We start from the raw sequence: 25333 nt of genomic DNA, 5'->3' as shown, positions 1-25333 counted from the left end.
CTGCGGGGCTCGCAACACCGGCTCACTCCTCGCGCTCACAGTGCCAACTCGGTTCGCGACTGCGGGGCTCGCAACACCGGCTCACTCCTCGCGCTCACGGGGCCATCTCGGTTCGCGACTGCGGGGCTCGCAACACCGGCTCACTCCTCGCGCTCATGGCGCGCACTCGACGATGACGTCCAGTGCCCGCTCGAAGGCCGGCCGGGACACCCCGGCGCTGACGGTGAGGCGCAGCCGGGAGCGGTTGTCCGGGGTCGACGGCGGCCGGAAGCAGCCCACCGCGACACCCCGGTCCCGGCAGTCGGCGGCCCAGGTCGTCGCCGCCTCCGGCCCGGGGGCGGTCACCGAGATCACGGCCGCGTCCGGCGCGGAGACGGTCAACCCGGCCGTACGCAGCCGGTCGACCGCGAGGGCCACCCGCTCGGCCAGCTCGGTACGCAGGTCGTCACCGGCCCGCGCCAGCCGCAGCGCGGCGTGCACCCCGGCGGCGACCGCCGGCGGCAGCGCGGTGTCGAAGATGAACGTGCGGCCGGTCTCGACCAGGTGCCGGACGAACTCGGCCGGGCCGGCGACCACCCCGCCCGCGCCACCGAGCGCCTTGGACAGGGTTGCGGTGACCACCACGTCCGGTTCGCCGGCGAGCCCGGCGGCGGCAACCGCCCCGGCGCCGGCCGGACCGCTCACGCCGAGCGCGTGCGCGTCATCGACCAGCAGCAGCGCGCCGTAGCGGCGGGCCACCGCGTGCAGCCGGGCCAGCGGGGCGAGATCACCGTCGACCGAGAAGACCGACTCGGTGACCACCACCGCCGGGCGGCCCGGGGCCACCGCGAGCGCGGCGGCCACCGCCGTCACGTCGGCGTGGGCGGTGACCACGGTCTCCGCGCCGGAGATCCGGCAGCCGTCGATCAGGGACGCGTGGTTGTGCGCGTCGGAGACGAGCAGCGTGCGGGGTTGGACGAGCGCACGCAACGCACCCAGGTTGGCCAGGTAGCCGGAGGAGAAGACGAGGGACCGGTCGGTGCCCAGCCACTGCGCCAGCTCGTCCTCCAGCGCCTGGTGCGCGTCGGTGGAGCCTCGCACGAGGCGCGACCCGGTGGCCCCCAGCCCGTACGCCGACAGCGCCGCCGCGGCGGCACCGGTGACCTCCGGGTGGGTGGCCAGGCCGAGGTAGTCGTTGCCGGCCAGGTCGATCATGCCGTCGGCGGCGGGACGCGGGTGCAGCCGCCGGGTCAGCCCGGCCTTCGCCCGCAGATCCGCACGGCGGTCGAGCGCCGCCAGCCAGTCCGCCACCGTCACCCCTTCGCCACCGTCCGCGCCGGTCACGCCGACACCCGCCGGGCGAAATTACCACCCGCCACCACCGGCCCGACGGATCCACTCGGTATGCGAGGTCGACCGCACCGAACGTGAGCCTCGCGGCTGGGCCGATGCGACGGCTGCCGCGTACCGCCAGATCCCGACCACGCCGGCCGTCCCGCTCGCCCGGCCGGCGGGCCGTTCCGGCTGACCGGGGGGCCTTGTAGGGTACGAGCCATGCCAGAGATCCTCGACCAGGCCCGTACCCAGGTCCTGGGTGACGGCGTCGGCCTCGACGAGGCCGGCGTCCTCGCCGTGCTGAACCTGCCCGACGAGCACCTGCCCGCCGCCCTCCAGCTCGCGCACGACGTGCGGATGCGGTGGTGTGGTCCGGAGGTCGAGGTCGAGGGAATCGTCTCGCTGAAGACGGGCGGCTGCCCGGAGGACTGCCACTTCTGCTCCCAGTCCGGCCTGTTCACCTCCCCGGTGCGCTCGGTCTGGCTGGACATCCCGTCCCTCGTCGAGGCGGCGAAGCAGACCGCGAAGACCGGGGCGACGGAGTTCTGCATCGTGGCCGCCGTCCGCGGCCCGGACGCCCGGCTGATGAAGCAGATGCGCGAGGGCGTCGCCGCCATCAAGGCCGAGGTCGACATCCAGGTCGCCGCGTCGCTGGGCATGCTCTCCCAGGAGCAGGTCGACGACCTGGTCGACATGGGCGTGCACCGCTACAACCACAACCTGGAGACCTGCCGGTCGTACTTCCCCAACGTGGTCACCACGCACTCCTGGGAGGAGCGCTGGGAGACGCTGCGGATGGTCCGCGACTCCGGCATGGAGGTCTGCTGCGGTGGCATCCTCGGCCTCGGCGAGACCGTCGAGCAGCGGGCGGAGTTCGCCGCGCAGCTCGCCGAACTGAACCCGCACGAGGTGCCGCTGAACTTCCTCAACCCCCGGCCCGGCACCCCGCTGGGTGACCGCCCAGTGGTGGAGGGCAAGGACGCCCTGCGGGCCATCGCCGCGTTCCGGCTGGCCATGCCGCGCACCATCCTGCGGTACGCGGGCGGCCGGGAGATCACCCTCGGTGACCTCGGCACCCGCGATGGTCTGCTCGGCGGGATCAACGCGGTGATCGTCGGCAACTACCTGACCACGCTGGGCCGGCCGGCGACCGCCGACCTGGACCTGCTGGACGAGCTGAAGATGCCGGTCAAGGCCCTCTCCGCCACGCTGTGACGGTCATGACGACGACGGAGCTGTGGTGCGACCGGTGCGGTGAGCCGGTGGCGGCCGGCGGCGCCCACCCGGGCTGCGCGTCGGCCCGCCAGCTGGAGCCGCCCCGGTACTGCCACCGCTGCCGCCGCCGGATGAAGGTGCAGGTGCTGCCGGTCGGCTGGTCCGCGGTCTGCGTCGAGCACGGCGAGATCCGGGACTGAGCCGATGCTGCGGGGGCGGGCGGTGACTCTGCGACCGGCGACGGTCGCGGACGTGCCGGCCCTCGCGGCGATCCGCGCCGATCCTGAGGTGCGCCGGTGGTGGCGGGGCGGCGACGACCTGGCCGAAGCCGTTCGCGCCGACCTGGCGGACGACGAGCTGACCCTGTACGCCATCGAGCACGACGGCCGGGTGATCGGCGCGATCCAGTGGTACGCCGAGCCGGACCCGGACTACCGGCACGCCAGCCTGGACATCTTCCTCGACCCTGCGGTACGCGGCGCCGGGCTCGGCGTGGACGCCATCCGCACCCTGGCCCGACACCTCATCGAGGAGTACGGCCACCACCGGTTCACCATCGACCCGGCGGCGGCGAACAGCGCCGCCATCCGCGCGTACGCCAAGGTCGGTTTCCGGCCGGTGGGTGTGCTGCGCCGCTACGAGCGCGGCGAGGACGGGCGCTGGCACGACGGCCTGCTGATGGACCTGCTCGCCGACGACCTGGTGGAGTGAGCGGCGGCACCACCGCGTCCACCGCCGATGTCCCGATCCGAGGGTCACCGGTCCATCCGGCCGGCCACCGACCACCGGCAGTGCCGGGTTCCACCTGATCAGCGGGCCGACGAGCCCGCCGACCGAGGAGGAACCATGTCCCGATTCCCGTCCTGGCGGGAACCGCTGATCGCGCTCGGCCTGGCCGCCGGGCCGGTCGTGGCGCTCGGCTTCACCCGCTTCGCGTACGCCCTGCTGCTGCCCGCCATGCGCGGCGACCTGCACTGGACGTACGCCCAGGCCGGCGGCCTGAACACCGCGAACGCCGCCGGCTACGTGCTGGGCGCCGGCACGGCCGTGTTCTGGGCCCGCCGGTTCGGCGACCGGGCCGCGTTCCTGGGCACCCTCGCGGTGAGCGCGCTCATCCTGCTGCTCACCGCCGCCACCGCGGACTACCCCGTGCTGGGCCTGCTGCGTTTCGTGGGCGGGGTGACCACGGCGATCACCTTCGTGCTCGGCTCGGCGCTCGCCGCCCGGGTGTCCGCCGGGGGTGGGCAGCGGCGGGCCGCGACGATGGTGGCCCTCTACATGGCCGGGGTCGGCATCGGGGTGGTGCTCTCCGGTCTGCTGGTGCCGGCGGCGCTCGCGGTGGCCGGGGACGCCGGGTGGCGGGTCGGCTGGCTGCTGCTCGGCGGGGCCGCCGTGCTCGCGGTCGTCCCGGCTCTGCTCGCCGTTCGCCGGGTCGCGCCCGTGACCGGGGTCACCCGCGCCGGCCTGCCCCGGGCGGACCTGGCGCGGCTCGCCCCGACCTTCGTCTGGTACGTGCTCTTCGGCGCCGGCTACGTGAGCTACCTGACCTTCGTGATCGCGCTGCTGCGCGACGATGGGCTGCGCACGCCGGGGGTCGCCGCGTTCTTCGTGACGCTCGGCCTCGCGTCCGCGCTGGCCACGCTCACCGTGTGGGGGCGGCTGGTCAGCCGGCTGCCCGGTGGCCGGGCACCGGCGTTGGTGTCCCTGGTGGTGCTGCTCGGCGTGCTGCCGGTGCTGCTGCTGCCCGCCGGGCTGCCCGCGGCACTGCTCTCGGCGGTGGTGTTCGGCAGCGCGTTCATGGCCGGTCCGACGGCGGCCACGGTGCTGGCCCGCCGGGCCCTGCCGGTCGGCGGCTGGACCGCCGGCATCGCCCTGCTGACGGTGGCGTTCTCGCTCGGCCAGGCGGTCGGTCCGCTGGTCTCCGGCGTGCTGTCGGACTCCGGCGGGATCGCGGTCGGCCTCTGGCTGTCGGTGGCGCTGCTCGCCGTCGCCGCGCTGGTCGCCCTGCGGCAGTCTGATCCCGCGCCGGCGGTCGTCCCCGAACCCGAACTCGCCTCCGTCCGGTGATCCCGGTGGTCTCCGGTCGGGGCGCCGGCCGGAGACCACGCCGGTCAGTGGTGGCCGGAGATGCCGGTGGTGCGGAAGCGGGACCGGTAGGCGCCGGGGTTGACACCGACGTACCGCACGAAGATCCGCCGCATCGTCTCCGGCGAACCGAAACCGACTCGCCGGGCCACCACGTCCAGGGTGTCGTCGCCGCGCTCCAGCAGGCCGCGCGCCGCCTCCACCCGGATCCGGTCCAGGTACCCGTCCGGGGTGGTGCCCAGCTCGGCCCGGAACAGCCGGGCCAGGTGCCGGGGGCTCACGCCGCCGAGCGCCGCCATGCCGGCCAGGTCGTACGACCGGGCCGGGTCGCCGACCACCGCGTCCAGCACCCGGCGGAGCACGGCGTTGCGGGTGCTCTCCACGCTGGTCCGGACGCTGAACTGGGACTGCCCGCCCGGGCGTTGCATGAAGACCACCAGGTGCCGGGCGACCGCGCGGGCGATCTCCGGGCCGAGGTCCGCCTCGACCAGCGCCAGCGTGAGGTCGATGCCGGCGGTGATCCCGGCCGAGGTGATGATCCGGCCGTCGGTGATGAAGATCGGATCCGGGTCGACGGTGACCGCCGGGAAGTGCGCGGCGAGCTGGTCGGCCAGGTCCCAGTGGGTGGTCACCCGCCGCCCGTCGAGCAGGCCGGCCGCGGCGAGGGCGAACGCCCCGGCGCAGACCGACGCGGTCCGTCGGGCCCCGGCGGCGAGCCGGCAGATCTGGTCCAGCAGCGCCCGGTCCACGGCCGCCGCCTGCCAGTCGGGCGCGCCCGGCACGACGAGGGTGCCCACCGGCGCGAGGACGTCGGGCAGCGCAACGTCGGCGCCGAGCCGGGCGCCGGCGCTGCTGACCACGTCCCGGCCGTCGGGCGAGGCGAGCACCGACCGGTACGCCCCGCCGTGCTCGTTGGCGACGGTGAGGACCTCCAGTGGACCGGTGACGTCGAGCAGCCGCACCCCGTCGTAGACGACGAACAGCACCGTGTCATCGCGCTTCGGTGCCCGCACGGGTCGAGCCTAGCCAGCCGCCGGCACCCCGGTACGCCATCGGGTGCGACGGCCGGGCCCTCAACCGTCCCAGCACAGGTGCCCTTCGGGCAGCCGGCGGGCGCCTTCGGCCGTCCGGTGCGGGCTGAGCCGCCCGTCCGGCATCAGGTGCGCGACGGGCGTCCCGCGACCGAGCGCCGCGACGTCGGCGATGAGCCGGCGGTGGCAGCGCCACCAGAGGCTCTCGCTGCACATCACCGCGGTGGTCCGCGCGGCCGCGTCGGCCAGCACCTCGTCCAACGCCGCGTCGAACTCCGACGTGCGGGTGTACGCGGCGTACGCCCGGAACGCCGCGACCGTCCACCATGTGTCCGGCTCCGGCTCCCCGGCCGGAACGTGCCGGCGTCCGCCCAGGCGCGGCTCCCAGCGGTAGTCGATGCCGCACTCGGGCAGCCACCGCTCGAGTTCCTCCCGCCGGACGTCCGGGTTGGTGCGGCTGGCCGGGTACCGCCGCACGTCCACGACCAGGGCCACCCCGGCCCCGGTCAGCAGTTCCCCCAGCCGCACCCGGTCGGCTGTCCCGTGCCCGACGGTCAGCAATTCCCGCACAACGCTGGCTTGCCCCGAATCCCGCCGGGTTATCCCTCGTAGCGGTGGGCGTCAGGCGAGGGCGCAGGCGATCCCGTTGACGGTGAAGGCCGTCGGTCGAGGGTTGCTGCCGCTGTGCGTGCCGTTGAAGCCGAAGCTCACCGACGCCCCCGGGGCCACCGTGCCGTTGTAGGAGAGGCTGGTCGCGGTCACCGCCGCGCCGGTCTGGCTGACCGTCGCCGACCAGCCCTGGTTGACGGTCTGCCCGGCGGGGAAGCTGAACCGCATCGTCCACCCGTTGATCGCGGTGGTACCGGTGTTCGTGATCGTCACGGTGGCGGTGAAGCCGGTGTTCCAGTCGCTGGTGACGTACCCCACCGAGCAGGCGCCGGCGACCGGCGGGGGCGCGGTGGTCACCGCGACCGGCGCGGACGCCGCGGAGGTGTTGCCGGCCGCGTCCACTGCCACCACGTGGAACTGGTACGCCGTCGAGGCGGTCAGCCCGGTCACCGCCAGCGTGGTGCCGGTCGACGAGCCGACGAGCGGGTCGGTCGCGCCGGCCTCCCGGTGGACCCGGTACCCCGTGACGCCGACGTTGTCGGTCGACGCCGCCCAGCTCAGGGTGAGCCCCGTGGCGGTGACCGCCGAGGCGACCGGGGCGCCGGGCGGGCTGGGCGCGGTGGTGTCGGCGGTGTCTGCCGGCGGCGTGGTCACGCTGAGCATCGGCGAGGCTGCCGACGAGTTGCCCGCGCCGTCCCGGGCCACGACCGTGAACTGGTACGTCCGCTCCGGCAGCAGCGTCGAGACGGTCAGTGCGGTGCCGGTGACGGGCCGGATCACCACCACGTCGTTGCCGACCAGGAACTCGCGAACCTCGTAGCCGGCCAGCCCGCTACCGCCGCTGTCGGTGGACGCCGCCCAGTTCAGGGTGACCGACCTCGGGGTCAGCTGGGACGCCACCGGCTTACCCGGCACGGTCGGAGCGGTGGTGTCCGGCACGGCCGGCCCCGGCTCGTCGCCCCAGATCCGGGTGCCGCCGGAGTAGAGCGGCACCTTCCGGTTCGGCCCGGCGGTGGCCTGGTACGACGGGTCGTTGGTCGGATCCCAGGTACCGCCCTCCGGCACCCCGATCTTGAACTGGACCTCCATCCGGTGCTGTGACTGCCCGGCCGGGGCGATGGTGTGCCCGGTGCAGTCCACCTCGACGTACCAGATGTCGCCGCTGAGCTGCCGCGCGCTAGTCGGGGACGGGCAGCCCTGGGTGTAGCCCGGGGTGACCTGCACCGGCCCGACGCCGTCCGGGCGGAAGTAGTAGCGGAACCGGGCGTCGGTCAGCGCCCGGGCCGGGTACGCGGACCTGTTGTAGATCATCGTTTTGAGACCGGTCGCCCGGGGCTCGGCCTGCATCACCGTGGTCTCCACGGTCACCTCGTCGAGGTCCGGCGTCTCGGCGACCGGGAAGCCGGCGAGCGGGGTGCCGCCGTACTCGGAGACCAGCCGGACCAGCGCGGAGGTGAAGCCGGCGTTGTAGTCGGTGGCCACCTCGTTCATCACGTAGTCCGACCGGCTGTCGGTGTACGCGTCGTTGGCCGCCGACGGCCCGCCGACCAGCGCGCCGTAGAGGGTGTGCCGGGTTTCGACGGGCACGGTCTGGCTGTCCCACCAGGAGCCGTGCGCGGTGCGGTGGTGCGGGTTGCGCGGCGAGTTGGCGCCGAACCCGATGACGTAGCTGGAGTTGCGCGGGTTGTCGCCGAGCGCGTAGTTGATCTGCCGGACGGCGAAGTCGTGGTAGCGCGCCTTGCGGGTGGTGTCGGTGGTCTTGTCGCTGTAGACCAGCGCGGCGAACGAGGTGTTGGCGGCGTAGCGCAGCGCGCCCCAGGAGTCGAGCACGGCCATGCCGCCCGGCGAGTACGGCACCCGCTGCCCGTCCACGCCGACGGTCCAGTAGTCCAGCCAACGGTTGGCGTCGTCGACGTACTTCTGCTTGCCGGTCAGGTTGGCCAGCAGCACGTACGCCCCGAACTGCTTGTTGTCCCAGGCGATGGTCCACTTGTAGGAGCGGGTGGTGGACTGGTTCTCGGTGCCGAGCTTGTCGTACTCGCTCTCGGCCTTGGCCAGGTAGCTGGCCTCGCCGGTGGCCCGGTGCAGCCAGATCGCGGCCCAGACCAGCTCGTCCTGCCAACCGCTCCACGAGCGGTAGAAGCTCGTCGCGTCGGTGATGCACTCGTGGTAGGACTTCCGCACCGTGTCGGCGAAGGTGTAGAGCTGCCGGGCGTGCCCGACCAGACGGTCGGCGTAGGCCGCGTCGGTGGGCCGGAACACCATCGAGGAGGCGGCCATCGCAGCCGCCGTCTCCCCCGCCAGGTCCGCGCCGCCACAGCTCGCATCGATCTTGTACGCGGGCCGCGCCATCGGCAGCACCTCGGCCGGGCCCCACCACTTGTGGTCGTCGTCGCCCTTGCCGACCTGTCCGTAGAGGACGTTGGCCGACGGGTGCGCCTTGATGAAGTAGTCGTTGACGAAGCGCAGGTTGTTCAGCAGGTGCGGCAGTTGCCCGGAGGCGGTGTAGCCGCTGCGGTATTCCACCGCGCCCCACGCCAGCATGGTGGCGCTGAACGCCATCGGGAAGCCGAACTTCACGTGGTCACCGGCGTCGTACCAGCCGCCGGTGAGGTCCAGCCCGACGTCGGCCCCGTCGGTGAGCGCGCTGTCGCCGCGCCAGGAGACCCGGTTCCAGTCGGGCAGCCGGCCGGACTGCTGCGCCTCGTAGAAGAGCAGCGACTTCTGCAACGCCTCCGCGTAGTCGAAGGCCGGTGCGGCGGACGCGGGCCCGGACGGCGGTGCGGCCACCGCCAGGGCGAGCCCGGTGAGCAGGGCGACGCCGGCGGCGAGCAGTCGCCGTGGCCAGGGTTGGTCGGCGACCGGTGATAGGGACCGGTCCGGGCGGCCGGGCGACGGCCGGGTGGGATGGGGCATGGCGGGCTCCTGTCGGTGGCGGAGTCACCACGGGGATCCACGGAAGCGCTCCCATGGATAGTCGACAATGCAATGTGAGCACTGCGGGTTGGGAAGCCCGCCGGAGCGCGCGGAGCGTCGCGGCGGCGGTACGTGTTACGGCGACACGCGCAGGAAAGCCGCAGAAGTTGGCCCGAATCCTGTTCCTGTCCGGCACGTCGTCCCAGCTCAGGCCGATCGACCGATGTCGCCAAAAGATCCCGTACATGGGATCATGTGCCGTCCCCTCGGCCAATCTCGGAGGAATACTCATGCCACAGCGTCGGCGCCTGGTGCGCGCGGCCGTCTGCACGGCCGCCGCCACGGCCGGTCTCGCTCTCGCCACCCCGGCTTGGGCATCGACCACCGTCACCAATCCCGTCCTGCACCAGGACGGCGAGCACATCCTGGCGGCGGACAACGGCTTCAACCAGGGCTTTGGCAAGTGCGCGGCAGGCCAGCAGGCCGACCAGGACGTCTGGGTCTTCATCTGGCCCGGCAAGGGCGTCGAGAGCGTCGACGCGGTGCGGATCGGCTGGGATACCGACAACAACGGCACCGCCGACACCTACAAGACCCTTGCGGACGGCCACTTCACCACCGACAACGGCGCCAAGAAGGTCTGGTTCGCCACGCCGTCCGGCTGGAAGCTGGAGAGCGGCGAGTCGACCATCCACGGGCAGGTTCCGCAGAACTTCTTCAACCTGACCCACACGTGCGCCGGCACCGGGGGCACCCAGTCCCCGAGCCCCACGCCGTCGAGCTCCGTCTCGCCGTCGACCTCGGCCTCGCCGTCGACCTCGGTCTCCCCGTCGGACTCGGTCTCGCCGTCGGACTCGGTCTCGCCGTCGGACTCGGTCTCCCCGTCCGACTCGACCGCACCCGAGGGCTCCGTCTCGGCCTCGGCCAGCACGGGAGGCGGCGCGGGTGGCACCGACAATGGCGGCGGTCTGCCGCTGACCGGTGTGGCCGTGACCAGCCTCGCGCTGGGCGGCGTCGCCCTGATCGGCGGTGGCGCCCTGCTGATGATGCGGCGCCGTCGCGACCGGATCACCTTCACCAGCTGATCCCGCTCGGCCCCGCGGCCGGCCGCCGGACCCTGTCCGGTGGCCGGCCGCCGTCGTCGGTGGCGGTTGATCCGTTGCGGATGCCGATCCGTACCGACGGGTAACCCGGTCGACGGCGCCTGGAGATAGCTCACATCATCGACGGCAATAAATAGCTGGCAGACTTACCCGCAGTTCAGGCCGGTCAACGCCGCGCGCAACGTCCGACGAGCGCGCCTCGGGGCATCCAGCCAGACAAACGTACTGTTGCTGACCCGCTACCCGGCGCGGGACAGTACCGATCACCAGCGGTGCCATCGACGCCGCCGCTCCCCCGGTCAACCCTGAGGAGAACGCGATGGCACTACGACTCGCCGAGGGCACCGCATGGTCCGACGTACTCGCCCGCGCGGTGGCCGCCACCCCCGAGGCGTTCGGCGCCGAGGTGGACGGTGTCACCACCCTGCACAACCTGGTCGAGGGCGAGTGGCGGGCCGTCGGCCGCCCCGCCCCGGTCCGCACCCCGGTGGACAACACCGTGGTGATCAACCTCCCCCGGCTCGACGCCGACACCGCCCGCGCCGCCGTCGCGCACGCCGCCGCCGCGCACCGGGCCTGGGCCCAGACCCCGCTCGCCGACCGCAAGGCGCGGGTCATCGACGCGCTGGACGCGCTCACCGCCCACCGCGACCTGCTCGCGCTGCTGCTGGTCTGGGAAATCGGCAAGCCGTGGCGGCTGGCCTGCGCCGATGTGGACCGGGCATTGGACGGCGTCCGCTGGTACGCGGGCGAAATCGACCGGATGCTGGCCGACGGCCGCGAGCCGCTACCCGGCCCGGTCAGCAACATCGCCTCGTGGAACTACCCGATGAGCGTCCTCGTGCACGCCGAACTGGTCCAACTACTCGCCGGCAACGCGGTCATCGCCAAGACCCCGTCCCAGGGCGGCGCGGTCTGCCTGACCGTCGCGCACGCGCTGATGCGCCGGGCCGGACTGCCCGCCACGCTGGTCTCCGGCGGCGGCGAGGAACTGTCCGAAGTGCTGGTCCGGGCACCCGAGATCGGCGCGGTGGCGTTCGTCGGCGGGCGCTCCAACGGGGGCAAGGTGGCCGCCGCGCTGCTCGACAGCGACAAACGGCACTTCATCGAGCAGGAGGGCCTGAACGCCTGGGGCATCTGGAACTTCTCCCAGTGGGACATGCTCGCCGCGCACCTCAGGAAGGGCTTCGAGTACGGCAAGCAGCGCTGCACCGCGTACCCCCGGTTCGTCGTACAGCGTGACCTGGTCGACGAGTTCCTCGACATGTACCTGCCGGTGGTCTCCTCGATCCGATTCGGGCATCCCCTCGCGGTCGAGGAGACCTGGCGGCCCGGCGACCCGCTACCCGAGCTGGACTTCGGGCCGCTGATCAGCGCCGCCAAGGCCGAGGAACTGCGCCGGAAGGTCGACGAGGCGGTCCGCGGCGGCGCGGTGCCGCTGCACCGGGGCAAGCTGACCGGCGCGCCGTTCCTGCCCGGGCAGGACACCTCGGCGTACGTGGCGCCGTCGGTGCTGCTCGCCCCGCCCGGACGGTCCCGGCTGATGCACGCCGAACCGTTCGGGCCGGTCGACACGATCGTCGTGGTGGACACCACCGACGAGTTGCTGGCCGCCATGAACGCCTCCAACGGCGCACTCGTCGCGTCGCTGGCCTGCGACGACACCGACGAGGCCGGCAAGCTCGCGGTGGACCTCCAGGCGTTCAAGGTGGGCATCAACAAGCCGCGCTCGCGGGGCGATCGCGACGAGCCGTTCGGCGGGCGGGGCGCCTCCTGGAAGGGCGCGTTCGTCGGCGGTGACCTCCTCGTGCAGGCCGTCACCGTCGGCGGCGACAGCCGGCTCTACGGCAATTTCCCCGACTACAGCAGCTACCCCACCACCTGACCGAGATGTAAGGAAGGGCCCCTTGTTAACGCCTGATGCATAGCAAGGGGCCCCTCTTAACACCGGGCCTGGCGGCGTACCGTAAAGAGATGGCGATCATCGCGCAGCTTTCCCTGGGCGTGTCCGACGCCGACCGGGCGGGAACGTTCTGGGCCGCGGCCCTCGGCTACCGTCGCCGGGCGCCCCGATTCGAGGGCGATGACTGGATCGTGCTGGAGCCGCCGCCCGGGGCGCCGGGCTTGGCCATCGCGATGGACCTCAGCGAGAGCCCGGTGCAGGAGTTCCCTCGGTTCCACATGGACCTCGACGCCGACGAGCGCAGCCTCGACGAGGAACTCGACCGGCTGCTCGCCCTCGGCGCCCAGGTGGTGGACTGGCGGCACTACCCCACCGACCCGCACCCGACCGAGCCGCCGTACGTGGTGCTCGCCGACCCCGAGGGCAACCGGTTCTGCGTGTGCGGCCAGCACGAACCGCCCGCGCGTTGACACGTCCGCGCTCCGTCCCCGGGTGAACCTCCGCGAGCTGCCTCGTCGTTAACAAGGGGCCCTTCCTATGCACCAGGCGTTAAGAAGGTGCCCTTCCTTTCCGAGGTGAGCGGGACGGTGAGGCTGAGCAGGGTGCCGTCGCGCTCGGTGGAGCTGGGCCGGTTCAGCCGGCGCAGGGTGCGCAGCATCGGGGTGTTCTCGGCCTGTACGTGCAGCACCAGCGCCGCGTACCCGGCCTGGTCGGCGTGCCGGGCCAGCCGGCGCAGCAACACCGAGCCGAGCCCGCGCCACTGCCAGTCGTCACGCACCAGCAGCGCCACCTCGGCCTCGTCGCCCTCACCGAGCAGGTTCGCCATCGCGACCACCGACTCCGCGTCGTCGTCGTGGGTGGCCGTGGCGAGCAGGGTCAGCCCTCGGCTCGGCTCCAGCAGCCTGCGCAACCGGGCCTGCTGCGGCAGCGCCGCCCCGCTCAGGTAGCGCCGTTGCCGGGTGCGTGGCGAGCACCCCTCGTGCAGCTCCAGCACGCCGGGCAGGTCGTGCGCGCAGGCCGGTCGGACGGCCAACTCGGCGCCGTCGGGCAGCACCACGGTGACCTGTTCGGCGGCCCGGCGCGCCACGGTGGCGGCCAGCTCGACCAGGGCCTGCGCCCGGGCGTACTCCGCCGGAGTGAAGGCCGGCGCGGCCCGGCGCAGCGCGAACGAGCCGCCCGCCGGGTCCGCCAGCAGCATCCTGGTGCCGATGATCCCCCGGTCGACGCCGGTCGACGCGGGTCGCCAGCTGACCGAGTCGGCGCCGAGCAGGGTGGACAGCGCCTCGCCCGTCGCGTCCGGGTCGCGCACCAGCCGGTTGGCAAGCCCGAGAACCCGGGTGGGCTGGTCGGCCAGGCCGCGCGCCTCGCTGCGCGCCACCCAGCAGTCCCGGCCCCGCCCCCGCTCGACGGCGGCGAGCAACTCGGCCTCGTCGAGCGCGTCCGGCGCGTCGACGAGGAAGTCGTCCACCGCGCCGTGCTCGGTGGGTTGCACCTGCACGGTGAGGATGTTGACTCCGCGCAGCGCGAGGCTCGCCGTGAGGACCGACAAGTAACCCGGCCGGTCGTCCACGGTCGCTCGGATCCGCCACAACGTCATGGTTGGCTCCATAAGATTGTTGATGTTCGGGATCGATGTCTCGGATGCCCGGAGCGGTGGGGTGTGGCTGATGGTTGCTTGCCCGTGGTGGTTCCGAGGGAGTAGCCGCCCTGCCGTTCTGCGATGGCCTGGCTGCTGATTGAAATCTGCGTTGTGGTCGCTGTTTATGGAGCTGCCGGCAGTGCCGTCGACGGGGTCACGCTCGATTGGGGAGGTTCGGGCCGGTGAAGGTCCGTGAGCAGATCTGGGTCGGTATCGACGTCGGCAAGGCGCATCACCATGCGTGTGCGGTCGACGGGACCGGGAAGGTGGTGTTCAGTAAGCGGCTGGCCAACGGCCAGGCCGAGATTGAGGCGTTGATCGCCCGGGCGTGCAAGGCTGCCGGGCAGGTGCGGTGGGCCTTGGATATGACCTCGGGGACCGCGGGTCTGCTGCTCGCGGTGCTGCGCCAGGCCGGCGCGATGGTGGTGTATGTGCCCGGCCGGCTGGTCAACCGGATGGCCGGCGCGTTCGCCGGGGAAGGCAAGAGCGACGCCAAGGACGCGTTCACCATCGCCGAGACAGCCCGGCTGCGCCACGACCTGACCGTGGTCACCAGCCCGGACCGGACCATCGCCGAACTGCAGGTCCTGACCGCCCGGCGGGAGGACCTGATGGGTGACTGGGTCCGTGGGGTCAACCGTCTGCGGGACCTGCTCGCGTCGATCTTCCCCGCGTTGGAAGCAGCGTTTGACTATTCGGCCCGCTCGCCGTTGGTCTTGCTGACCGGTTTCCAGACCACCGCCGGTATCCGCGAGGCCGGCGCCGACGCGGTGGCCGAGCATCTGCGGGCGGGCGGCGCCTGGGCCAAAGGCATCCCGGCCATGGTCGACAAGGCTCTGGCCGCAGCGGCCGCGCAGACGATCGCGTTGCCCACCGAGCAGGCGGTGGCGCCGCTGATCGCTCGTCTCGCCACGCAGCTGCTCGACCTGGACCGCGAGATCAAGGACCTGGACAAGCACATCACCGCCACGTTCGAACAGCACCCACACGCGGCCAGGATCACCAGCGTGAACGGGTTCGGGCCGATCCTCGGGGCCCAACTGCTCGCCGACACCGGCGGCGACCCGCAAGCCACGTTCGGCAGCTCGTCGCGGCTGGCCGCCTACGCCGGCCTTGCCCCGGTGCCCCGTGACTCCGGACGCGTGCGCGGCAACCTGCACCGACCCAAGCGTTACCACCGCGGCCTGCGCCGCGTGTTCTACCTCGCCGCCTTGTCGGCGATCAAACCCGAAGGCCCGTCGCAAGTCTTCTACCGGCGTAAACGCGCGGAGGGCAAGCTTCACACCCAAGCCCTGATCGCCCTGGCCCGCCGCCTGATCGACGTCGTCTGGGCACTGCTGCGCGACGGCCGGGAGTTTCATCCCTCACCACCGCTGACTGCGTCTACGGCTTGACTCGGTCATTGAAACTCCCTTCCCCGGTACGAGCCTCGTCCCGGGCTGTTGCCACCCGGTTGCTCGCCGGTGACGGCTCGGGAACTCCTCGGGCCACCGCTCAGGGGCCGGCGATCAACGGGGGCGCGCCGACCAGGTCCAGCCGGTCGCCGAGGATCACCGCGCTGGCCCGGACGAGCTGGGTGAGCCGGTCTACCTCGGTGCTGTGGAACGCGGCGGCGGAGAGGGTCTCGCTCTGCTCGCGGGCCACCACCAGGACCAGGCCGGCCCGCCCGAACGGCGCGATCGCGTGGTGGGTTCCGTCGGGGGTGGTCATCGACCGGCCGCGCAGCGGGGTCACCTCCGGCAGTCGCGGCGGTACGGGGGCCCGCCAGCTGGCGTGCCCGATGGTCGCCCCACCGGTGCCTCCGGCCCGCGAGGCCCAGTCCACCGGCACCACGGCGGCGACGGCCCAGTCGGCCGCCAGCAGCCCGGGTACCGCGTCGACCAGCGTGGCCAGCCCGTCGGCCGGGTTCGCGGCGACCTGGGCCAGCAGCTCGGCGTCCTGACCGGTGGTGGTGGGCGCGCCGATCGCCCGCCACACGCCGTCGACCCGTACGCCCGGGATCGCCGCGAGCCCGGCCAGCAGCCGCTCCACCCGGGCCGCGCCCGGCCAGACGACCGTGAAGTCGTCCACCGCGCGCCCGCCGAGCCGCTCCAGGACGACCACCTGGACGATGTCCGCGCCGGACACGCCCAACGTGCGGGCGACCTGGCCGAGGGTGCCCGGACGGTCCGGCAGGGTGACCCGAACTCGCAGCAACATGTCTGTCCCTCCGCTCGGCAGGCCGGCGGCGGCCGGCTGGTCACAGCCTGGGCGTTGACCATTTCGTCCCTGTTGCAGAGGCATGTCCCGAGGGGAAAATCTGACCTTGACAACGTGAGCGGGCTGCCATCAACTAGTCGGATGACCGATCCGGCCGTCGATGCGCTCCGGCCGGGGGCCCTTCCGGCGTCCCCCGCCGGTCTGGACCTGGACCGGCTCGCCGGCTATCTGGCGGAGCACCACCCCGAGCTGGCCGTCGGGCCGCTGCGGGCACAGCTGATCGCGGGCGGCAAGTCCAACCTCACCTACCTGCTGAGCCTCGGCGACCGCGAGGTCGTGCTGCGCCGGCCACCGCTGGGGCACGTGCTGGCGACCGCGCACGACATGGGCCGCGAGTTCCGGGTCATCTCGGCGCTGGCGCCGACCGAGGTGCCGGTGCCGGGTGCACTGCTGCTCTGCACCGAGCCGGAGGTGATCGGCGCGCCGTTCTACCTGATGGAGCGGATGCCCGGCGAGGTGTTCCGCACCCGCCGGCAGACCGATCCGCTGGGCGACGAGCGACGCCGCGCGCTGGCCATGGCAATGATGGACACTCTCGCGGCGCTGCACACCGTCGAACCGGCGGCGGTCGGGTTGGGCGACTTCGGCCGCCCGGAGGGCTACCTGGCCCGGCAGGTCCGCCGGTGGGCCGGGCAGCTCGACCGCTCACGCAGCCGCCCGCTGCCGGGCATCGACGAGTTGCGGGACCTGCTCGCCACCACCGCGCCGGAGGGCGCGAACGCCGGCCGCATCGTGCACGGCGACTACCGCCTGGACAATCTCCTCGCCTCGGCCGACCCGGTCGCCGTGCACGCGGTGCTGGACTGGGAGATGGCCACCCTCGGTGACCCGCTGGCCGACCTGGGGCTGCTGTTGACGTACTGGGACGTGCTGGGCGACAGCGAGACGGCCGCCGGCAACCCGGTGGCCGACGGGCTCGGCCCGCGTGCCGGCTTCCCCACCGGCGCCGAGCTGATCGACCGGTACGCGGGGCGCAGCGACGTCGACGTCGGGCCGCTGCACTGGCACGTGGCGCTCGGCTGTTTCAAGCTCGCGGTCATCTGCGAGGGCATCCACTACCGCCACTCGCTCGGGCAGACGCTCGGCGAGGGCTTCGACCGGATCGGCGAGATGGTGGCACCGCTGGTCGCGCACGGGCTGACCGCCGCCAGGGAGCGGTGATGGACTTCTCGTACGACACCCGGACCGAGGAGCTGCGCGACGAGCTGACCCGGTTCCTGACCGAGCACGTCTATCCGGCCGAGGCGGTGCACGCCGAGCAGGTGGCCGCCGGCAACCCGTGGTCGCGTACCCCGGTGCTGGCCGAGCTGAAGGCGGAGGCCCGCAAACGCGGCCTGTGGAACCTCTTCCTGCCCGACCCGCGCTACGGCGCCGGCCTGACCAATCTCCAGTACGCTCCGCTCGCCGAGCTGACCGGGCGCAGCCCGCACCTGGCGCCGGAGGCGGTCAACTGCGCGGCGCCGGACACCGGCAACATGGAGCTGCTGGCCGAGTTCGGTTCGCAGGCGCAGCGGGAACGCTGGCTGATGCCGTTGCTGGAAGGCGAGATCCGGTCCGCGTTCTGCATGACCGAGCCGGACGTCGCGTCCTCCGACGCCACCAACATCGCCACCCGGATCGTCCGCGACGGCGACGAGTACGTCATCAACGGCCGCAAGTGGTGGTCGTCCGGTGCGATGGACCCGCGCTGCGAGATCTTCATCGTGATGGGCAAGACCGACCCCGGCGCCGACCGGCACCGCCAGCAGAGCATGGTGCTGGTCCCCCGGGACGCCCCGGGCGTGACCGTGCGCCGGGGCATGACCGTCTTCGGCTACACCGACGGTTCACACGGCGGGCACGCCGAGATCGACTTCACCGACGTCCGGGTGCCGGCGGAGAACCTGATCGGCGCCGAGGGCACCGGCTTCGCCATCGCCCAGGCCCGGCTGGGTCCGGGCCGGATCCACCACTGCATGCGGCTCATCGGGATGGCCGAGCGGGCGTTGGAGCTGCTCTGCCGGCGGGCGAACGAGCGCGTCGCGTTCGGCCGGCCGCTGGCCGAGCAGGGCGTCGTCCGGGAGTGGATCGCCGAGTCGCGGGTGCGCATCGAGCAGTCCCGACTGCTGGTGCTCAAGACGGCCTGGCTGATGGACACCGTCGGCAACAAGGGCGCGCACACCGAGATCCAGGCGATCAAGATCGGCACCCCGGCGATGGCGGAGTGGGTGATCGACAAGGCCATCCAGGGGTACGGCGGCGCTGGCGTCAGCCAGGACACCCCGCTGGCCGCCTTGTGGGCGCAGACCCGCACCCTGCGCCTCGCCGACGGCCCCGACGAGGTCCACCGCTCCTCCCTCGCCAAGCGCGAACTCCGCCGCTGGACCCCCACCCCCGCCTGACGGCGCACCGCGCACCGCGCACCGCGCACCGCGAGATCGTGGCGGTGGCCGTGGGCCGGGACCGGACTGGGCCCGGCGGGGACGGGGCCCAGGGCTAGGCGGAGGTGCGGTGGATCAGTTGGGTGTCCAGGAGGATGTGGGGGGCGGGGAGGTCGTCGCCGCGGATCCGGGCGACCAGCAGCCGGGCCATCTGCCGGCCCATCTCCTCCACCGGCTGGAAGACGGTGGTCAGTGGCGGGTCCGCCTGCCGGGCGATCGGCGCGTCGTCGAACCCGACCACCGCGACGTCCTCGGGCACCCGCCGGCCGGCCTCGCGCAGCGTCCGTAGCGCGCCGAACGCCATCAGGTCGGACGCGACGAAGACCGCGTCCAGGTCCGGGCAGGCGTCCAACAGCCGGCGCATGCCGGCCGCGCCGCTGCCCTCGCTGAAGTCGCCGTACGCGATCAGGTCGGGGTTGACGCCGGTCCCGCTGGCCTTGACCGCCTCGGTGTAGCCGGCCAGCCGGGCCAGGCCGGCGCCCATGTCTTGCGGGCCGGCGATGGTGGCGATGCGTCGCCGCCCCCGGCCGGCCAGGTACTCCACCGCCTGCCGGGCGCCGCCCACGTTGTCCACGTCGACGAACCAGGCCGGCTGGGCGCCGGGTTGCAGCATCCGGGCCGGCCGACCGCCGAGCACGGCGGGCAGCCCGCGCTCCTCCAGCAGGGTCGGCAGCGGGTCGGAGTCGTGCAACGACAGCAGCAGGACGCCGTCGACGTGCTGGTTGGTCAGGTGGTGCTCGACCCGCTCCCGCTCCACCGCCGACTGGGCCATGGCCAGCCAGAGCTGCATCGGGGTCTCCAGCAGGGCGGAGCTGATCCCCCGCACGATGCCGGCGAAGAACGGCTCGGTGAAGACCCGTTCGCCGGATTCGGACACCACCAGCGCGACGGAGTCGGTCCGCTGGGTGACGAGCGCGCGGGCGGCTCGGTTCGGCACGTACCCCAGCTCGGCGATGGCCTGCTGGACCGCGGCCCGGGCCTCCGGGCTGACCTGGGGCGAGCCGTTGACCACGCGGGAGACCGTGCCCCGACCGACGCCGGCGCGCGCCGCGACCGCGTCGAGGGTCGGGCGCCCGAGCGACCGGGTGCGCTGCGTTGTCATCGTCTGCTCCTCCGACGGCGGGCGGGCCCGGTGCCACCTGTGGGACGTGGACACCGGGACCGCCCTGATGGCTGGCCCGAGCCTATTGTGCGGCCAGACCGTTGCGTCGGATCACCGAGGCGTACCACCTGGCACTGGACTTGGGGATGCGGACCTGGGTTTCGTAGTCGACGTGGATCATGCCGAACCGCTTGGTGTAACCCCAGGCCCATTCGAAATTATCCATCAGCGACCAGGCGAAGTATCCCCGCAGGGGCACCCCGGCGTTGATCGCCTCGTGCGCGGCGCGCAGGTGGGCGTCGAAGTAGGCGAGCCGGTCGACGTCGTCGACCTCCCCGTCGACCACCGTGTCGACGAACGCCGAGCCGTTCTCGGTGACGTAGAGCGGCAGGTCGGTGTACTCGTCGTGCACCCGGCGCAGCGTCTCGACCAGGCCGGGGGCGTCGATTTCCCAGTTCATGTCGGTGACCGGGACGCCCCGGGTGACGAACCGGACGTCCTCGCTGCCCGGCCAGCAGGAGGGCGCCCGCCAGTACGGCTCCGGCTCGGCTCCCTCGACCGGGGCGGCGACCACGTGCCGGCTGTAGTAGTTGATTCCGACCAGGTCCAGCGGCGCGGAGATGGTGGCAAGGTCACCATCGCGTACGTGATCGAAGTCGGTCACCGCGCTCAGGTCGGCCACGAGGTCCTCCGGGTACGACCCGCGCAGCAGCGGGTCGAGGAAGAACCGGTTGGCCAGCCCGTCGATCCGCCGGGCGGCGTCGACGTCGCCGGGCGCGTCGCTGGCCGGGTCGACGGGGTAGAGGTTGACGGTCACCCCCACCTCGGAGCCGGGCCGGGCGGCCCGCAGCGCCTGCACGGCCAGGCCGTGCCCGAGCATCAGGTGGTGCCCGGCGCGGACCGCGTCCGCTCCGTTGGACCGGCCGGGGGCGTGCACCCCGGAGCCGTAGCCGAGGAACGCCGAGCACCACGGCTCGTTCAGCGTGGTCCAGTAGCGCACCCGGTCGCCGAGCGCGTCGGCGACCAGCGTGGTGTAGTCGGCGAAGCGGGCGGCGGTGTCCCGGGCCGGCCAGCCCCCGGCGTCCTCCAGCGGCTGCGGCAGGTCCCAGTGGTAGAGGGTGAGCCACGGCTCGATCCCGTGCGCCAGCAGCTCGTCGACGAGCCGGCGGTAGAAGTCCAGGCCCTGCGGGTTGGCCGCGCCGGCGCCGCCGCGCTGCACCCGGGGCCAGGAGACCGAGAAACGGTACGACTTCAGCCCCAGCTCCGCCATCAGCGCGACGTCGCCGCCGAGCCGGTGGTAGTGGTCGCAGGCCACGTCGCCGGTGTGCCCGGCGACCACCCGGCCGTCGGTGTGGCTGAAGGTGTCCCAGATCGACGGGGTACGGCCGTCCTCGGCCGCCGCCCCCTCGATCTGGTAGGCCGCGGTCGCGGCCCCCCACAGGAAGCCGGGCGGAAAGGTCAGCCCGGGGCGCTCGTCGAGGACGCCGACGGCGGGCGGGCTGGCGGGGTTGCTCACGACTTGACGGCACCTTCCATGATCCCGCCGATGATCTGGCGGCCGAACACGATGAACACGATGACCAGCGGAACGGTACCGATGGCCGTGGCGGCGAACACCTGGGAGTAGTCGGTGTAGTAGGCGTACGAGAGGAAGGAGAGCGAGACCTGCAGGGTCGGGTTCTCCGGGGTGAGGATGGCGTACGGCCAGAGGAACGAGTTCCAGGTCTCCATGAAGGTCAGCAGACCGAGGACGCCGGCGGCGGGGCGCAGCGCGGGCAGCACGATGCTCCAGTAGATCCGGAACGTGCTCGCCCCGTCGACGCGGCCAGCCTCGATGAGCTCGTCGGAGATCGCCTGGCTGGCGTACTGCCGCATCATGAACACGCCGAAGGCGCTGACCAGGAACGGCACGGTGACCGCGTAGAGGGTGTCGTACCACCCCAGGTCCTGCATCATGCCCCAGAGCGGGATGAGGCCCATCTGGGTCGGGATCATCATGGTGACGATGATCGCCAGCAGGAGAGCGTTGCTGCCCCGGAACCGCAGTTTGGCGAAGGCGAACCCGGCCAGCGACCCGGTGAGCACCACCGACAGGGTGACCACCGAGGAGACGATGATCGAGTTCATCATGCCGGTGAGGAAGTTGGCGGCGTCGTTGTCGAGCACCCGTCCGAAGTTGTCACCGAACGCTCCGCCGGGGGTCAGCGGCGGCGGCACGTCGTTGATGGAGTCCAGGCTGCGACTGCCGATCACCATCATGTAGTAGAACGGGTAGATCGACAGCAGCGCCGCGAGGACGAGCGCCATGTAGGTCAGCGGGCTGGTGCGCCACAGGCGCTGGGAAGCCGAGATCATCGATCTCTCCTCACTTCGCCGAGCGGCGGACGAGTAGGAAGTTGAACACCGACACCACAACGATGATCATGAAGATGGCCCAGGCGACCGCGGCTCCGTAGCCGGCGGTGTTCAGGTTCACGATCCCCATCTCGTACATGTACATGGCCAGCGTCTGGAACTCCCGCTGGTTGCCGCCGATGATGTTGCCGTTGCCGAAGAGCAGGGGCTCGGTGAAGAGCTGCATGCCGCCGATCGTGGACAGGATGACCACGAAGATGAAGGTGGGCTTGAGCATCGGCAGGGTGATCTGCCAGAACTGCCGCCACTGGCTGGCGCCGTCGATCGCCGCGGCCTCGTAGAGGTCCTTCGGGATCGCCTGCATGCCGGCGAGCAGGATCAGGGTGTTGTACCCGGTCCACCGCCAGTTGACCATGGAGGAGATGGCCATCCAGGAACTCCACCGGTGCCCGTCCCAGTCGACCGCGTCGACACCGACGAAGCTGAGCAGCCAGTTGAACAGGCCGAACTCCCGCTGGAACAACATCCCGAAGACGATCGCGACCGCAGCCACCGACACCACGTTCGGCATGAAGATGGCCATCCGGAAGAAGGTCTTGGCGCGCAGGAAGGTCCGGTTGAGCAGGTTCGCCAGGAAGAGGGCGAGCAACAGCTGCGGGATGGTCGACAGGGCAAAGATGCCGAACGTGTTGACCAGCGCGTTCCAGAAGTACTCGTCGGACGCCAGCCGAGTGTAGTTGTCGAAGCCGATGAACGAGCGGTCGCCGATCATGTCCCAGTCGTGCAGCGACATCCAGGCGGTACGCAACATCGGGTACAACCCGAACGCGCCGAAGATCAGGAAGAAGGGGGCGATGTAGAGGTACGGCGAGTACTTGACATCGAGGCGGTTGAGAAACCTTCCCCGGCTACGTCGGGAAGAGACGTCGGGAGAAGGCGGTGCTGCTGGCGACGGCGGTGCCGTCGTGGCCGACAGGCTCATGCGAATTTCCTTTTCCGGCGAGGCCCGGGGGCCCTCGCGCAGGGAGCTACGCGGAGGGGACCGGCCGGTGGCGTCCGGGTACTCCCGAACGCCACCGGCAGGGAATCACTCAGAAGGCACCCTGAGTCTTTGCGTCCTTCGTGAACTGCTCCCAGGCCTTCGCCTTGTCGGCCTGCCCGTTCTCGAACGCCCGCAGGGCCGGCTCGAGCGCGTTCTCCTTCACCGCCTGGTGCTTCGGACCCAGGTGGATCGGCTGGATCTTGGCGACGCTCTCCCCGAAGATCTTGCCGGTCGGCGCGTTGCTGAAGTACTCGTTGGTGTAGCTGAGGAACGCGTCGTTCTTCAGCGCCTCCAGGTTGGTGGGCAGCGGGCCCTTGAGCTTGAAGGCGTCCACCTGGCTCTTCGCGTTGGTCAGGTACTCAGCGAGCTTCGCCGCCTCCTTCGGGTACTTGCTCTGCTCCGGAACCGCGAGCCACGAGCCGCCCCAGTTACCGCCGCCACCCGGCACGGCCGCGACATCCCACTTGCCCTTGTTGGCCGCACCGGAGTTGTCCGAGACGATGCCGAGCATCCAGGACGGGCAGAAGGTGGCCGCGAAGGTGCCGTGCTTGAAGCCACCCGACCACTCCGGCGACCAGGTCTGCGCCTTGGCGGAGATGTCCGCCATCGAGGTGGCGGTGTCCCAGGCGTTCTTCACCGCGGGGCTGGTGTCCGCGATGATGTTGTCGTCCTTGTCGTAGAACAGATCACCGTTGCCCTGGAAGAGCACGCCGTTGGAGACGGCGGTGATCGAGTCGATGAACGCCTTGCCGCCGCTGCCCTGCTTGTACTTCAGGCCGGCCTCGTGGAAGCCCTTCCAGTCCGTCCAGAGCGCCGACACCTGGTCGCGCTCGGTGGGCAGGCCGGCCGCCTGGAACAGGTCCTTGCGGTAGCAGACCGCGAGGCTGCCGACGTCGGTCGGCAGGCCGATCAGCCGGCCGTCCGATGCCTTGCCCAGCTCCCACTTCCAGGGCAGGTACTCCTTGGAGTGGTCGGCGACCAGCGGCGTGAGGTCGGCCCAGTTGCGCGGGTTGGGCTTGAACTCGTTGAGGATGCCCTCTTCCAGGGCGGTGACGTCCGCCGCGCCCTTGCCGGTGGCCAGGTAGCGGACCAGCTTCGGCCGGTACTCACCGAGCTGGGCGGTCTTGCGCAGCTCGACCTTGATTCCGGTGTCCTTCTCGTACTGCTTGACGATCTCGTCGTAGCCGAACTCGCCGAAGGTGTCGACGACCAGCTTGGCCGGCTTCTCGCCGGCCGCCGGCTCGTCGTCGTTGCCGCAGGCTGCGAGACCGCCGATTGCGGTGATCGCGGCCAGGGCAGCGGCCGCCAGGCGGGTACGCCGCGTGGTGACACTCATTCGCTGACCCCTCTTTCCGGTGGTGAGGCTGGGTGGTTTGTGGTGGGGGGTGCTTGCCGCGCCGGGTCGGCGCCGGCGGTGCCGGCGGCCGGATGGAGGAGCGTGGGTGACCCGCGCCACCTCCGGGAGCGCTCCCATGAGATTGCCGGCGGGTAACGGGGGTGTCAATAGGGCGATGGGAGCGTTCCCAGATCGTTACCGCCATCGACCCCGGTGGCAGGTCATCCGAAAACGCGTAAATCCCGGCACCTCGGCCGGCGACTCACCACGGTTGCCCACTGCGGCGGGCGACGCGGGGTCAGCAGAAGCGGCGCAGCAGAGTGCCGGCGCGGTCGACGTCGAAGCGCGCCGGGTCGAATGTGGAGCCCGCCCAGTCGAGCAGCAGGGCGTGCGCCGGGTCGGCGACGTCGGCCGGACCGCCCTGATCGCCCAGCGCCACCAGCAGCGCCCGGTAGCCCGACGGGCCGCCGATGCCCTCCGGCGGGCAGGCCCGCTCGCCGTCCAGGCAGACCGGGTACCGCTCCTCCGGGTCGGCGGTCAGCGCGTCCTCGACCACCAGGTCGTGCTCCCACCAGTCGCCGAAGTCGTAGGTGTAGGAGAACCGGCTGCCCTTGCCGAGCACCGCGTCGAGCCGCACGTCCAGCTCGTCGTGCAGCGCCAGCTCGCCGTCCGGGTCGGGCTCGCCGTACTGCACCGCGTCGATCTCGAACGAGTGCAGGTGGCAGTCCCGCCAACCCATCGCGTGCTGCACCACCCGGTGCAGCCGATCCAGCGTGTAGCCGGCCGGAACGAGCACCCGGCGCCAGACCGGCGGACGGACGCCGGCGAGGGACATCTTCAGCTGGAAGATCTGACGCGGCATGCTGTCCTGTCCTCCCGCGGCTTAGGCTGCCAGCATGATCTGCCGAGCGTGCCGGGCCCGGCGACACGACGACTGCCCGGGCCGGAACTGGTGCGACTGCCAGCACCGTACCGCCCGACCGACCCCTCCGGTCACCGGTCCG

22 protein-coding genes are annotated in these 25333 nt (G+C 72.0%); 10 read left to right on the top strand and 12 right to left on the bottom strand.

The window, feature by feature from the left end; all coding sequences use genetic code 11:
* Window positions 1-153: 153 nt before the first annotated feature.
* A complete protein-coding gene (locus ACWD5O_RS21485; RefSeq protein ID WP_450086325.1) occupies window positions 154-1290 on the bottom strand; it encodes an 8-amino-7-oxononanoate synthase in 1137 nt (378 codons plus the stop codon).
* 243 nt (window positions 1291-1533) lie between these two features.
* Here ACWD5O_RS21485 and bioB point away from each other — a divergent pair, with 243 nt between their 5' ends.
* From bioB to ACWD5O_RS21465, 4 genes are all read left to right on the top strand, one after another.
* Window positions 1534-2529 carry a biotin synthase BioB gene (gene bioB / locus ACWD5O_RS21480; protein WP_074318140.1) on the top strand — a complete coding sequence of 332 codons (996 nt, stop codon included), beginning with the start codon at window positions 1534-1536 and terminating at the stop codon, window positions 2527-2529.
* 5 nt (window positions 2530-2534) lie between these two features.
* On the top strand, window positions 2535-2729 hold the full coding sequence (bsaP, locus tag ACWD5O_RS21475) for a biotin synthase auxiliary protein BsaP (protein WP_450086316.1): 195 nt from the start codon (window positions 2535-2537) through the stop codon (window positions 2727-2729).
* Window positions 2730-2733: 4 nt separating this feature from the next.
* Window positions 2734-3240, top strand: coding sequence for a GNAT family N-acetyltransferase (locus ACWD5O_RS21470; RefSeq protein WP_450086315.1), 507 nt, complete (start codon window positions 2734-2736; stop codon window positions 3238-3240).
* A 135-nt stretch (window positions 3241-3375) separates the two neighbouring features.
* Window positions 3376-4596 carry a YbfB/YjiJ family MFS transporter gene (locus tag ACWD5O_RS21465; protein WP_450086314.1) on the top strand — a complete coding sequence of 407 codons (1221 nt, stop codon included), beginning with the start codon at window positions 3376-3378 and terminating at the stop codon, window positions 4594-4596.
* A gap of 44 nt (window positions 4597-4640) precedes the next feature.
* On the opposite strand, the gene ACWD5O_RS21460 is transcribed toward ACWD5O_RS21465, so the two are convergent.
* The 3 genes from ACWD5O_RS21460 to ACWD5O_RS21450 are packed head-to-tail and all read right to left on the bottom strand — an operon-like array spanning window position 4641 to window position 9170.
* Entirely contained in the window at window positions 4641-5627 is a 987-nt protein-coding gene (locus ACWD5O_RS21460) for a GlxA family transcriptional regulator (protein ID WP_450086313.1), read from the bottom strand.
* Window positions 5628-5687: 60 nt separating this feature from the next.
* The gene (locus ACWD5O_RS21455; protein WP_450086312.1) at window positions 5688-6215 is read right to left on the bottom strand and encodes a DUF488 domain-containing protein; all 528 of its coding nucleotides are present in this window, start codon (window positions 6213-6215) and stop codon (window positions 5688-5690) included.
* Window positions 6216-6266: 51 nt separating this feature from the next.
* A complete protein-coding gene (locus ACWD5O_RS21450; protein ID WP_450086311.1) occupies window positions 6267-9170 on the bottom strand; it encodes a glycoside hydrolase family 9 protein in 2904 nt (967 codons plus the stop codon).
* A gap of 290 nt (window positions 9171-9460) precedes the next feature.
* Between ACWD5O_RS21450 and ACWD5O_RS21445 the strand changes: the two genes are divergently transcribed.
* From ACWD5O_RS21445 to ACWD5O_RS21435, 3 genes are all read left to right on the top strand, one after another.
* Window positions 9461-10255: an LPXTG cell wall anchor domain-containing protein gene (locus ACWD5O_RS21445; protein WP_450086310.1), complete on the top strand. Its 795-nt coding sequence runs from the start codon at window positions 9461-9463 to the stop codon at window positions 10253-10255.
* 337 nt (window positions 10256-10592) lie between these two features.
* The gene (locus ACWD5O_RS21440) at window positions 10593-12158 is read left to right on the top strand and encodes an aldehyde dehydrogenase family protein (protein ID WP_354963049.1); all 1566 of its coding nucleotides are present in this window, start codon (window positions 10593-10595) and stop codon (window positions 12156-12158) included.
* Between the two features lie 89 nt (window positions 12159-12247).
* Window positions 12248-12646: a VOC family protein gene (locus ACWD5O_RS21435; protein WP_450086309.1), complete on the top strand. Its 399-nt coding sequence runs from the start codon at window positions 12248-12250 to the stop codon at window positions 12644-12646.
* Window positions 12647-12711: 65 nt separating this feature from the next.
* Here the strand turns inward: ACWD5O_RS21435 and ACWD5O_RS21430 are convergent, their stop codons facing one another.
* Complete coding sequence (locus ACWD5O_RS21430) at window positions 12712-13773, bottom strand: GNAT family N-acetyltransferase (protein ID WP_450086308.1); 1062 nt, start codon at window positions 13771-13773, stop codon at window positions 12712-12714.
* 224 nt (window positions 13774-13997) lie between these two features.
* Between ACWD5O_RS21430 and ACWD5O_RS21425 the strand changes: the two genes are divergently transcribed.
* The gene (locus tag ACWD5O_RS21425) at window positions 13998-15209 is read left to right on the top strand and encodes an IS110 family transposase (RefSeq protein ID WP_450086307.1); all 1212 of its coding nucleotides are present in this window, start codon (window positions 13998-14000) and stop codon (window positions 15207-15209) included.
* 100 nt (window positions 15210-15309) lie between these two features.
* Here ACWD5O_RS21425 and ACWD5O_RS21420 read toward each other — a convergent pair whose 3' ends face one another.
* Window positions 15310-16014 carry an amino acid-binding protein gene (locus ACWD5O_RS21420; RefSeq protein WP_450086306.1) on the bottom strand — a complete coding sequence of 235 codons (705 nt, stop codon included), beginning with the start codon at window positions 16012-16014 and terminating at the stop codon, window positions 15310-15312.
* A gap of 141 nt (window positions 16015-16155) precedes the next feature.
* On the opposite strand from ACWD5O_RS21420, the gene ACWD5O_RS21415 reads away from it, so the two are divergent.
* Window positions 16156-17235: a phosphotransferase family protein gene (locus ACWD5O_RS21415; protein ID WP_450086305.1), complete on the top strand. Its 1080-nt coding sequence runs from the start codon at window positions 16156-16158 to the stop codon at window positions 17233-17235.
* Window positions 17235-18455 carry an acyl-CoA dehydrogenase family protein gene (locus ACWD5O_RS21410; protein WP_450086304.1) on the top strand — a complete coding sequence of 407 codons (1221 nt, stop codon included), beginning with the start codon at window positions 17235-17237 and terminating at the stop codon, window positions 18453-18455. Before ACWD5O_RS21415 ends, ACWD5O_RS21410 begins: the two co-directional genes overlap by 1 nt.
* A gap of 94 nt (window positions 18456-18549) precedes the next feature.
* On the opposite strand, the gene ACWD5O_RS21405 is transcribed toward ACWD5O_RS21410, so the two are convergent.
* The 6 genes from ACWD5O_RS21405 to ACWD5O_RS21380 all read right to left on the bottom strand — a co-directional run bounded on the left by ACWD5O_RS21405 (window position 18550) and on the right by ACWD5O_RS21380 (window position 25191).
* Window positions 18550-19596 carry a LacI family DNA-binding transcriptional regulator gene (locus ACWD5O_RS21405; protein ID WP_354963055.1) on the bottom strand — a complete coding sequence of 349 codons (1047 nt, stop codon included), beginning with the start codon at window positions 19594-19596 and terminating at the stop codon, window positions 18550-18552.
* A gap of 82 nt (window positions 19597-19678) precedes the next feature.
* Window positions 19679-21112, bottom strand: coding sequence for a GH1 family beta-glucosidase (locus ACWD5O_RS21400; RefSeq protein ID WP_450086303.1), 1434 nt, complete (start codon window positions 21110-21112; stop codon window positions 19679-19681).
* A complete protein-coding gene (locus ACWD5O_RS21395; protein WP_450086302.1) occupies window positions 21109-21951 on the bottom strand; it encodes a carbohydrate ABC transporter permease in 843 nt (280 codons plus the stop codon). Before ACWD5O_RS21395 ends, ACWD5O_RS21400 begins: the two co-directional genes overlap by 4 nt.
* Before the next feature lie 10 nt (window positions 21952-21961).
* A complete protein-coding gene (locus tag ACWD5O_RS21390) occupies window positions 21962-22933 on the bottom strand; it encodes a carbohydrate ABC transporter permease (protein ID WP_450086301.1) in 972 nt (323 codons plus the stop codon).
* A 109-nt stretch (window positions 22934-23042) separates the two neighbouring features.
* Entirely contained in the window at window positions 23043-24329 is a 1287-nt protein-coding gene (locus tag ACWD5O_RS21385; protein WP_450086300.1) for an ABC transporter substrate-binding protein, read from the bottom strand.
* A gap of 298 nt (window positions 24330-24627) precedes the next feature.
* Window positions 24628-25191: a plasmid pRiA4b ORF-3 family protein gene (locus ACWD5O_RS21380; RefSeq protein WP_450086299.1), complete on the bottom strand. Its 564-nt coding sequence runs from the start codon at window positions 25189-25191 to the stop codon at window positions 24628-24630.
* Between the last annotated feature and the right edge of the window lie 142 nt (window positions 25192-25333).

Source organism: Micromonospora sp. NPDC005161 (genome assembly GCF_053599855.1).
Note: the sequence above shows the minus strand (reverse complement) of the source record. Positions and strands in the feature narration are given on the sequence as shown.

Excerpts from the sequence above, each read along its gene's own strand:
- bioB (WP_074318140.1), top strand. The coding sequence starts at position 1,534 with ATGCCAGAGATCCTCGACCAGGCCCGTACCCAGGTCCTGGGTGACGGC.
- bsaP (WP_450086316.1), top strand. The coding sequence starts at position 2,535 with ATGACGACGACGGAGCTGTGGTGCGACCGGTGCGGTGAGCCGGTGGCG.
- ACWD5O_RS21470 (WP_450086315.1), top strand. The coding sequence starts at position 2,734 with ATGCTGCGGGGGCGGGCGGTGACTCTGCGACCGGCGACGGTCGCGGAC.
- ACWD5O_RS21465 (WP_450086314.1), top strand. The coding sequence starts at position 3,376 with ATGTCCCGATTCCCGTCCTGGCGGGAACCGCTGATCGCGCTCGGCCTG.
- ACWD5O_RS21450 (WP_450086311.1), bottom strand. The coding sequence starts at position 9,170 with ATGCCCCATCCCACCCGGCCGTCGCCCGGCCGCCCGGACCGGTCCCTA.
- ACWD5O_RS21445 (WP_450086310.1), top strand. The coding sequence starts at position 9,461 with ATGCCACAGCGTCGGCGCCTGGTGCGCGCGGCCGTCTGCACGGCCGCC.
- ACWD5O_RS21440 (WP_354963049.1), top strand. The coding sequence starts at position 10,593 with ATGGCACTACGACTCGCCGAGGGCACCGCATGGTCCGACGTACTCGCC.
- ACWD5O_RS21435 (WP_450086309.1), top strand. The coding sequence starts at position 12,248 with ATGGCGATCATCGCGCAGCTTTCCCTGGGCGTGTCCGACGCCGACCGG.
- ACWD5O_RS21430 (WP_450086308.1), bottom strand. The coding sequence starts at position 13,773 with ATGACGTTGTGGCGGATCCGAGCGACCGTGGACGACCGGCCGGGTTAC.
- ACWD5O_RS21420 (WP_450086306.1), bottom strand. The coding sequence starts at position 16,014 with ATGTTGCTGCGAGTTCGGGTCACCCTGCCGGACCGTCCGGGCACCCTC.
- ACWD5O_RS21415 (WP_450086305.1), top strand. The coding sequence starts at position 16,156 with ATGACCGATCCGGCCGTCGATGCGCTCCGGCCGGGGGCCCTTCCGGCG.
- ACWD5O_RS21410 (WP_450086304.1), top strand. The coding sequence starts at position 17,235 with ATGGACTTCTCGTACGACACCCGGACCGAGGAGCTGCGCGACGAGCTG.
- ACWD5O_RS21405 (WP_354963055.1), bottom strand. The coding sequence starts at position 19,596 with ATGACAACGCAGCGCACCCGGTCGCTCGGGCGCCCGACCCTCGACGCG.
- ACWD5O_RS21395 (WP_450086302.1), bottom strand. The coding sequence starts at position 21,951 with ATGATCTCGGCTTCCCAGCGCCTGTGGCGCACCAGCCCGCTGACCTAC.
- ACWD5O_RS21390 (WP_450086301.1), bottom strand. The coding sequence starts at position 22,933 with ATGAGCCTGTCGGCCACGACGGCACCGCCGTCGCCAGCAGCACCGCCT.
- ACWD5O_RS21385 (WP_450086300.1), bottom strand. The coding sequence starts at position 24,329 with ATGAGTGTCACCACGCGGCGTACCCGCCTGGCGGCCGCTGCCCTGGCC.
- ACWD5O_RS21380 (WP_450086299.1), bottom strand. The coding sequence starts at position 25,191 with ATGCCGCGTCAGATCTTCCAGCTGAAGATGTCCCTCGCCGGCGTCCGT.